General features: G+C 45.2%; 1 protein-coding gene and 1 pseudogene. One reads left to right on the top strand and one right to left on the bottom strand.

Annotated features, from left to right (window positions below):
- Positions 1-303: 303 nt before the first annotated feature.
- Entirely contained in the window at positions 304-1,383 is a 1,080-nt protein-coding gene (locus QUB14_RS28480; protein ID WP_333221599.1) for a transposase, read from the top strand.
- A 304-nt stretch (positions 1,384-1,687) separates the two neighbouring features.
- Here the strand turns inward: QUB14_RS28480 and QUB14_RS28485 are convergent.
- Positions 1,688-2,035 (bottom strand): annotated as a pseudogene (locus QUB14_RS28485) (IS4 family transposase); the annotation flags it as partial.
- Between the last annotated feature and the right edge of the window lie 104 nt (positions 2,036-2,139).

Consider the following 2,139-nt stretch of genomic DNA (forward strand, 5'->3'; position numbering starts at 1 on the left):
GTCAATCCTAAGCACTTAAAAAACTGGTTTACAAGCTGCTGCTACTGTACTTCATAAACCTGGAATATGCTGTATCTCAAAGATTGGAGTTTAGACTAAACGGTGCTTCACGCACCCAAGCCGCTCAATCATGTAAGACAGACAAATGAGCTGCGTTGAGTGCGAATTCCGTTTCCTTGGTTCGTCTACCGTTTGACGGGCAGGGTAAAATAGCTTGCCAAAAAAACTGCCTGCGATTGATTCAACAGGCAGCACCTTGACAGAAAATTGAGAATTCACCAAAAAATCTCAAATCTGCCTGCAATGAATTTTCAACAATTACAGCAATTTCGTCAACAAGCTTATCAATGCCTTGGTCTTGGCAAGGATGCCACCTTTGAACTAGCAGATGCAGCGATGACGACGCGCCACGTTTCATGTTTAGCAGACTTGGCTCTCAATCCCTTATTTCGGCGTCAGTGGTCAAGTATTTATGAAGCGCTACAAGATTGTAGACCAGACCCAGAACAATTGATGCAACTATACATCAAACAGATGTCACAAGTGGAACGCCCGGTATTAGCTATAGACCATACAGCATGGTTGAGACCCCATGCAGCTACCCTCAAAGAGCGCACCTATGAACATCAACCCAATGCCTCGCCTCACGGCGTACCTGTTGGTATCGGTCAAGGATATAGTACGATTGCCTGGATACCTTCATCTCAAGAAAGTTGGGCGCTGCCGTTGCGACATGAACGTATTACCAGTTGGGAAAATCCGATAGGTAAAGGCGCTCAACAACTAGGACAAGTATGTCAATCCCTTGAGCATCGACCACTAGCCCTGTTCGATAGTGAATATGGGTGTGCGACTTTGGTAGAAGCAACCGCAACCATTGATGCTGATAAACTGATGCGCATTCGTTCCAATCGTTGCTTGTGGTCAGCACCTCCACCTTATACTGGTAAAGGACGACCAAAAACTCATGGGGACAAATTTAAACTTAACGACCCTAAAAGTTGGTGGAAACCAGAACAAACTTTCTTAACCCAGGAACTCAAAAGGGGTCGAATCAGGCTAAGACAATGGGATAACTTGCATTTTCGAGCCACTGCCCAACATCCGATGAGCCTGATTTTAGTAGAACGCTTAGAAGCTGAAACAGACCAATTAAAAACTCAACCTTTGTGGTTAGTTTGGGTCGGTTTCCAAATGCCACCTCTGAATGAAATTTGGCAACAATATCTACGTCGTTTTGCGATTGAGCATTGGTATCGCTTAGCTAAGCAAACCTTGCATTGGACAATTCCACAGTTAAGTACCCCGCTCGCAGTGTCAACGGTGGAGCGATTTGATGCCATTGCTCACCTGGCAATTATGGCTAGCGAAAGATTTGGTTAGAGAAACTTGCTTACTGCAGGCAAAAACCGCTCTCTCAATTGACGCCTGGAAGGGTCGCACAATCAATGCTTCCACTTTTAATCAAGATTGGGACTCCGGCTCTTGCCCCCAAACCGCGAGGAAAGTCGCCCGGATGGCCTACCGGAAAACCTCGGACTCGAAGATGTCGGTATCCTGTGGTTAAAAAGGGTAAAGGTCAGTTCCAAAATTCATCAAAATTCACAAGTTAACCTCTCCATCTCTCTGTGATCAACCATCTGATTAACCATTTTTTCCCCTCAGCATTAGCTGGGTCAATTTGTGCTTAGTCTAAACTCCAATCAAAGAAATATCGATCGGAGCCTCGCTGTCGATCGGGGAAAGGTGCAACAATTAACTTAACATTGGGCTTTCGTTGAGATTTAACAATACCTAAATCCCGATTTTCTGGCGCGGCGAAATACTCTCTCGGATCAGTTGCCTTACCTTGTTGGCGGGCTACATAAAAATGGTAAAGACCCCGGTAAATCATCTCTAATGAAATCGAATCTATTGGTAAAGAGAGTTGGTCAGCAACGGCATCACCTAAATCGACCAAGATTGCATAAAATATCCAAGTTCCCCAAATTTGAAGCTGAATGCCATTGAGAGAACCAGTCCACAAATATAGCAACCGCCAAGGCGGTTAGGATGCAAGGCCTAGGACATCTTCGATCGCATCACGTAAACAGTCAAACCGCTTTAATTGTTTGCGGATGCGACTCCCCGGCCAAGACT

Source organism: Microcoleus sp. B3-D2 (assembly GCF_036705345.1).
Classification (GTDB): domain Bacteria; phylum Cyanobacteriota; class Cyanobacteriia; order Cyanobacteriales; family Microcoleaceae; genus Microcoleus.

Coding starts and splice junctions, on each gene's coding strand:
- QUB14_RS28480 (WP_333221599.1), top strand. CDS start 304: ATGAATTTTCAACAATTACAGCAATTTCGTCAACAAGCTTATCAATGC.